Below are 7,257 nucleotides of genomic sequence, written 5' to 3'. Positions count from 1 at the left end.
GAGGATCCGATCCTCCGGCCGGCGCCGTCGTGCTCTCCTGCCGTCAGTACCGGGCGCGTCTTCGGACTCCCGTCGTTCGCCCGGCGGACAGCAGCCTGAGGACGCGCCCTAGTAGCGCTCCGAGTAGCCGGGCTCGAAGCCGGCCCGCCGGCAGGCCTTGTCCTCGCGGTCCCCGATCGGGTGGTCGCGGAAGACGTCCCGCGCGCGGGACTGCGCCAGGCTCATCGCGTACCAGGGCTTCGAGCCGCCGGTGTCGTACCAGATCAGCGCCAGCGCGCAGGTCCGCCGGTCGCCGGTCAGCCGGTCCAGGGCGGGGGCGGCGTCGACCGAGAGGTCCCGGACGTTGCGCAGGTCGATCTGGCCGGTCCGCTCGAAGCGGGCCACGTTCTGCTCGGCGACGACGGCGTCCGGGCCCATCAGGCCGTAGACGGCGGCGGTGAGCGCCGCACTGAGCAGGACGGCCCGCGGCAGCCAGCCGGCCCCGCGCAGCGCCCCGGCGGCGATGACCAGTAGGAAGACCACGCCGAGCCAGATCTCCACGACCAGTACCCACAGGCGCAGCCTGGTCAGGCCGGAGGCGTCCACGTAGAAGTACATCCGGACCAGGGCCGAGCCGACCACCACCAGGCTCAGCACGCAGAGCGTCCCGAGCACCGCCCTGGCCAGCCGCCGGTCGGCCGGCGTGGACCGGGGCGCCCAGCGCTTGGCGAGTCCGACCACGACGAGGGTGAGGACAGTGATCACCATGAGCTGCCAGAAGCCCTGCCGGGCGTACTCGGATCGGCTCATCCCGGTGTTGGTCATGATGGCGTCGCGGCCGCCGGCCAGCACGACGACCTGCACGACGGTGAAGGCGGCGAACATCAGGTTCAGCGCGCCCAGCGGCACGGCCCATTCGAGCCGTCCGCGCTCGCGGCCCGGTTCGGTCCGCAGGCGGTCCCAGCGGCGGGGGCCGGCCGCCATGTGGGCGAAGGAGAGCGCGGTGACGAGGCCGAGTACCAGCAGCACGAACCGCAGCGGCAGCTCGTCGAGGTCGAGGGAGGGCGTCAGGCTCTCCAGGACGTCGGCCATCGCGGCGTCGGCGCCGGCGAACAGGGCGCCGAAGACGACCAGCAGGACGACCGCCACGGCGAGCGCCTTGAGGACCGGCAGCACCTTCTGCTTCGCGGGGTACTCCCGCCCGCGAAGCGCGTCCAGGGCCCACAGGACGGACGGGGCGAGCTGCCAGAGCACGCCGGGCAGGGCGAGGGTGACGCCCGTCCAGCGCCGTCCGCCGTGCAGGGCGAGCGAGGTGAGGGCGAGCGCGGCGCTGACGGACAGGAAGGCCGGCCAGCCCGCGTCCCACAGGGCGGGCACCACCAGCAGGGCCAGGGCGAGCACACTCCAGGCCAGCGTCCAGGGCCGCACCCGGCGGCCGGCCGACCGGGCGGTGAGCCCGGCGGCGACGGCGGCGACGGCCGCGCAGAGCAGCAGGTTGACGCCGAGTCCGTCGCCCAGCAGCCAGGCGGTGAGGAGCCCGGTGGCCAGGGCGGCGGCCAGCACCTTCGGGGTAGCGGGTGCCCGGCGGTCCGGGTCCGTACCGGCGAGCAGGCGGCGTCGTTCCACCGCGATCGGGCCGGGTTGGACCGGTGTGCCGTTCGGGAAGGGCCGGGGTGGCGGCGGGGCGGCGGGGATGGACTGACCGGACATGGGGCCCCCTCAGAAGGTCGGCGGACGTGCGGAATCCGCCCAGGGGGCAGTCCGCCGGCCGGCGCACGGAGCGCCGCGACATGACGCAGACTCTAGAGAGTTCCGACCATTCTGAACAAGTTCAAATCTGGGCCCGGATGGTTGTGTCGCAGAGCTGTGACACAACCACCCGCGCCCTCCGCACCGTCAGTAGGACCCGTACAGCGAGTACACCAGCCGGTCCTTCACCACCGGCCCGAAGCTCGCCGGCCAGGTCCCGAAGGGCACTCCGGTGCTGCTGTAGCCGCCCTGGCCGAGCGCGCCCGAGCTGTAGTTCATGTTGTTCACCGACGCACTCGTGCCGTTGCTGTTGTAGACGAACCAGTAGGACGTGCCCGCGCTCAGCGTCACCCCGCCGACCGGCAGCGAGTTCCAGGCGTTCGCGGTCAGCGTGCCGCTGCCGGTCGACGCGACCAGCGTGCCCGGCGACCCCGCGGCGTCGGTGTAGACGGCCAGCTGGAACAGGTTGTTCGGCGCGGCACTCACCGAGCCCACGTGCACGCTCAGTGAGCTCAGTGCCACCGGCGCCGGCCCCGTGGTGACCCGGCTGCCGTTCAGGTGGTTGGAGTCGGTGTCGTCGATCAGCGTGCCGGCCACCGTGTTCCCCAGCGTCTGCGGCGGCGCGCCGGCCGTGGTGAAGGAGACGGAGTACGGGCTCGCCAGCGCGTTGCCGGCCACGTCCCTCACCCCCTGGACGGTCGCGGTGTAACCGGTCGTCAGCGCGAGCGGGGCGCTCGGGGTGAACACCGCCCCGCTGGTCGTCGCCTCGTACGCGGCCGTGCCCGCGACGGCGGCTCCCGCGGCCGTCCGCAGGGTGAGCGCCGAGCCGGTCACGCTCGCCGGGTCCAGCGGCTCGCCGAAGGAGAACCGCACGGCCGTGCCGGCCGCGACGCCGGTGGCGCCGTCCGCCGGGGAGGCGCCGGTGACGGCCGGCGCCGTGGTGTCCGCGCCGTACGAGGCGGAGTACGAGCCGGCCGCACCGTCGAAGAACGCGTACGCGACGCCCTTGACCGTCTCGATCCGGTAGCTCACCGGGTGGCCGCCCGAAGCGATGCCCGCCAGCGTCCCGGCGGCCGAGGAGACCGGCAGCATCGCGCGCAGCCCGTTCGCCCCGCCCGTGATGTCGAAGGTCAGCGAGCTGCCGCTCCAGGCCAGCCCGCTGAACGCCGATCCGGCCCGGCCGTCCAGCCAGGTGAGCATCTGGCGGCCGGAGACCACGGGCACGCCCCGCGCCTTCGCGGCCGCCACGATCGCGTCCGAGGCGCCGGAGGCCGCGTAGTCGGTGTGGATGTTGGCGGTCAGCGCCGCGTAGTAGCCCTGCGGGCCGTAGGCGGCGTCCAGCAGAGTGGTGACGGTGCCGGGGTAGGTCTGGCCGGACTCGTCGGTCAGCTGGGTGGTCGCCTGGTACTCGTCAATCAGGCTGCCGTCGGCGTCGGCGAACTTCATGATCTGGGCGGTGCCGTTGAAGTAGCCGGGCCGGTCCTGGGTGAAGGACGCCGGGTAGAAGTAGTAGTCCTCGTCCAGCCGGATGCCGTTGGCCAGCTTGGTCTTCGCCTGGGTCGCCCAGTCGTCCCACTCGACGCAGTGCGTGCGGCTGCTCGAAGGCGTGGGCAGCGAGCCGTACTTGGCCTTCCAGGCGCCCAGCTGGTCCGCGTACATGCCCTGCAGGGCGGCCGGCGTGCCCCAGGGCTGGCAGCCGGTGGTGACGTGCAGGCCGACCTCGAAGCCCTGGTCGGAGTAGGCCTGGGCCTGGGCGGCCGTCATCGGGCCGCTCGTGTAGAGGTAGGAGGTGGCGCGCACGCACTCCCAGGCCGCGACGTTGCAGCCGGGCGGGCTCTGCGCGACGTAGCCGTCCCACCGCCCGGCGGTGCCGCCGATGCCGTGGTCGTCGCCGCTCATCACGACCACCGCCTTGACGTCCCGGGGGAAGTACCAGAACCGGGGCAGCGGCTTCTTCGCCGAGTCCATCAGGGTGATCAGGTTGGCCAGCAGCCGCTGCTGCTCGTCGGCGACCGGGATCAGCGCCTTGCCCAGGTCGTTCCAGTCCTGGCCGCCGGCGCCGTAGAACATCTCGCCGGCCTCGTAGCCGTCGGTGGAGTCGCGCTGCTGCCCGGCCCAGGCGATGTTGCCCTGCCGGGTCTGCACCACCGACTTCGCCAGGTCGTAGGTGAACGCGGCGGCCCGGCCGCTGCCCGCGGTGCGCAGCGTGACGGCCGGGTTCGCGGTGGCGGTGGTCGCGTCGCCGTACAGGCCGGCCACGGCGGTGGCGCCGTTCAGCGTGTAGAGGTCGGCCGTGCCGTGGTAGCCCATGGTGTCGGCGGTGATGCCGGTGCCGGGCGCCGCGGTGGTGTCGACCTTGAGGTAGGAGTCCGCGCGGGTGCCGCCGGCGTCGGTGAGCCCGAGCAGCGGGGCGAGCTGCTTGTCCGGGCGCATCGCGATCAGCCGGCCGCCGCCGTTGGTCCAGGTGGTGAACATCGCGGCCTGGGCCGCGGTGAGCGGCAGTTCGCCGAGCAGCACGACGTCGTAGGAGGCCAGCATCGAGGCCGTCACCGCGGACAGGTCGGTGGCCTTGTAGTAGTTCAGGCCCTCGGCCTTGAGGATCTCGGCGTAGTACCCGGTGTACGGGTTGGCCGCGCCGCCGACCAGCAGGATCGGCCCCTCCCCGCCCGGCCCCTGCCCGGGCGGGGTACTGCCGCCGGTGCCGGGTGTGTAGGTGGCGTAGACCGACAGGTCGATGCTGCTGCCGGAGGTCGGGCCGAAGGTGGCCGGCCAGCTGCCGAAGGCCGCACCGCCGGTGCCGTACACGCTGGTGCCGCCGGGGCTGTAGTGCAGGTTGTTGACCGCCGCGTTCGCGCCGTTGGTGTTGTAGGCCAGCCAGTACGGGGTGTTGGGGCTGAGGGTGGCCGTCAGCGCGACGGTGTTCCAGGCGTTGGGGGTGAGCGTGGCGCTCGCGCTGCCGGCGAGCAGGGCGGCGGGCTTGCCGGCGTTGTCGGCGTACACCGCCGCCTGGAACTGGTTGCCGGGCGCCGCACCCACCGCGCCGACGTGCACGCTGACGCTGCTGACGGTGCCGCCGCTCGACCCGGTGACGTACCGGGAGGCGTTGAGGTAGTTGGAGTCCCCGGAGTCGGTGGCCGAGCCGGCCGAGGTGTTGCCGAGTGTCGCGGTGGCCGCCTGCGCCGGGGCGGCCACCAGGAGCGCCAGCGCCGTGAGGGCCACGGTGAGGCCGGCCGTCGCGCGTCGGAATGGTGTGAAACGCCTGAACGAGAGAGCTCTGAACGTCACGTCGTCCCCCCGGGCCCGGTTACCGCATCATCGGACGAACTGCCGATCCTGGTGTACCGGTTGGGGGGTGATCGTGTCCGCGGAATCCGCACATTCCCTGCGGATCCCGGGCGATCCGGGCCCGCAGCGGGGCCCGGGACCGCCCGGGGGCTCAGCCCTTGACGGAGCCGGCCAGCAGGCCGCGGACGAAGTACCGCTGCAGGCTGAAGAAGACGATCAGCGGGATGATGATCGACAGGAACGCGCCCGCCGTCAGCAGCTCCCAGCGGCCGCCGAAGGAGCCCGAGAGCTGCGCCAGCCGCACGGTCATCGGCGCGACCTCGGGGGTGCCGCCCGCGAAGGTGAGCGCCACCAGCAGGTCGTTCCAGACCCAGAGGAACTCGAAGATCGCGAACGAGGCCAGGGCCGGGGTGCAGAGCGGCAGCACGATCGAGCGGAAGATCTTGAAGTGCGAGGCGCCGTCGACGACCGCCGCCTCCATCAGGTCGCGCGGCAGCTGCGAGATGAAGTTGTGCAGCAGGAAGATCGCCAGCGGCAGCGCGAACATGGTGTGCGCCAGCCAGACCGGCGCGTACGTCCCGCTCAGGTCGAACGCCGGGATCAGCGTCACCGATCCGAGGTGCGCGCCGCCGGAGAACAGCTGCAGCAGCGGGATCAGCGCCATCTGCAGCGGCACCACCTGGAGCGCGAAGATCACGAAGAAGACGGTGTCGCTGCCCCGGAACCGCACCCAGGAGAGCGCGTACGCCGCCATCGCCGCGATCACCAGCGGGAAGACCGTCGCCGGGATGCTGATCGCCAGCGAGTTGACCAGGTAGGGCAGCAGGCCGCCACTGACGCCGAAGCCGCCCTCGAACAGCACCGTGTGGTAGTTCGACAGGCCCAGGCCGGGGTGGGTGAAGGCGTTCCACCAGCCGGTCTGCGCCACGTCGCGCTTGGGTCGCAGCGAGGTGACGAGCAGCCCGAGGGTCGGGATCGTCCACAGCACCGTCACGGCGATCACGAACACCGAGGCGAGCGGGCGGCTGAAGGCCTTGCGGACCGGCCCGCGAACGGGGGCGACACCGGTCGGACGGCCGGCGGGAACGGGGGCGGGGGCGGACTCGGCCGCGCTGGGCTCGTTCATCGGACGGCACGCTCCTTGCGCAGCTGGACGACGTTGTAGGCCACCAGCGGCAGCACCGCGAGGAAGAGGATCACCGCGAGGGCGCTGCCCCGCCCGGTGTTGAACTGGACGAACGACTGCGAGTACATCTCGTTGGCGAGCACCTGGGTGCCGAAGTTGCCGCCGGTCATCGTCCGGACGATGTCGAAGGCCTTCAACGTGGTGATCATGACGGTGGTGAGCACCACCACGAGGGTGGTGCGGATCATCGGCACCGTGACGAACCAGAACAGCCTGAACCCGCCGGCGCCGTCCAGGCGCGCGGCCTCGGTCACCTCGTCCGGGATGGCCTTGATCGCGGCGGACAGCACCACCATGGCGAACCCGGTCTGCACCCAGACCATCACCACCATCAGCAGGAAGGTGTTGAGCGGCTGCGAGAGCATCCAGTTCGGCGGGTGCTGCCAGCCCAGGGTGATCGCCAGCTGGCTGAGCAGGCCGATCTGCGGCTGGGAGATGTCCCGGGCCTCGTAGATGAACTTGAAGATGATGCTCGCGCCGACCAGCGAGATCGCCATCGGCATGAAGATCAGCGACTTGTAGATCGCCTGCCGGCGCATCCGCTCCACCAGCAGGGCGAGCGCCAGCCCGAGCCCGGTGGCCGCCAGCGGCGCCACCAGCAGCCAGAGCAGCGTGTTGAACAGCACGTGCTGGATGGTGTCGCTGGTGAACGCCCAGCCGTAGTTCTTCCCGCCGACGAAGCGGCTGCTGTCGTCGTTGTAGAAGCTGAGGTAGACGGTCCGCACCAGGGGTGCGACCAGTCCGATGATCAGCAGCAGCACGGCCGGGCCGAGGAAGACGCCGATGGCCAGCGGGCGGCTGAGCCGCCCGGAGGCGCGGCCGGCGACGAAGAAGACCAGCAGCAGGATCCCGAGGAATCCCGCGATGGCGCCGAGGCTGTTGCCGAGCTTGACGCCCGCGTCGGTCCACGCGCCGTCGGCGAGCAGTGCCCTGGTGACGGACATGACTGTTCGTCCTTCCTGGAATCCCTGGGATCCCCGGTGGGGCAAGGGGTACGGCAGTGCTGGGGAAACTGCCGGGGCAGAGGGGCGGGCGGTGCGGGTGGGTGGCCCCGCACC

At 71.9% G+C, this 7,257-nt stretch carries 4 protein-coding genes; all 4 read right to left on the bottom strand.

Annotated elements, in window-relative coordinates; all coding sequences use genetic code 11:
• Positions 1–108: 108 nt before the first annotated feature.
• Positions 109–1,689, bottom strand: a complete 1,581-nt coding sequence (locus ACFUK0_RS38895; protein ID WP_380258584.1) for a DUF4153 domain-containing protein — start codon at positions 1,687–1,689, stop codon at positions 109–111.
• A gap of 186 nt (positions 1,690–1,875) precedes the next feature.
• Complete coding sequence (locus tag ACFUK0_RS38890; RefSeq protein WP_380258582.1) at positions 1,876–5,013, bottom strand: Ig-like domain-containing protein; 3,138 nt, start codon at positions 5,011–5,013, stop codon at positions 1,876–1,878.
• Between the two features lie 151 nt (positions 5,014–5,164).
• The gene (locus tag ACFUK0_RS38885; protein ID WP_380258580.1) at positions 5,165–6,139 is read right to left on the bottom strand and encodes a carbohydrate ABC transporter permease; all 975 of its coding nucleotides are present in this window, start codon (positions 6,137–6,139) and stop codon (positions 5,165–5,167) included.
• Entirely contained in the window at positions 6,136–7,143 is a 1,008-nt protein-coding gene (locus ACFUK0_RS38880; protein WP_380258578.1) for a carbohydrate ABC transporter permease, read from the bottom strand. The genes ACFUK0_RS38885 and ACFUK0_RS38880 overlap by 4 nt, the downstream gene beginning before the upstream one ends.
• Between the last annotated feature and the right edge of the window lie 114 nt (positions 7,144–7,257).

The sequence above is a fragment of the Kitasatospora sp. NPDC057223 genome (assembly GCF_042669755.1).
Lineage (GTDB): Bacteria > Actinomycetota > Actinomycetes > Streptomycetales > Streptomycetaceae > Kitasatospora.
The sequence above is the reverse complement of the archived record's forward strand: the minus strand, read 5'-3'. Positions and strand labels throughout refer to the sequence as shown.

Coding starts and splice junctions, on each gene's coding strand:
- ACFUK0_RS38895 (WP_380258584.1), bottom strand. CDS start 1,689: ATGTCCGGTCAGTCCATCCCCGCCGCCCCGCCGCCACCCCGGCCCTTC.
- ACFUK0_RS38885 (WP_380258580.1), bottom strand. CDS start 6,139: ATGAACGAGCCCAGCGCGGCCGAGTCCGCCCCCGCCCCCGTTCCCGCC.
- ACFUK0_RS38880 (WP_380258578.1), bottom strand. CDS start 7,143: ATGTCCGTCACCAGGGCACTGCTCGCCGACGGCGCGTGGACCGACGCG.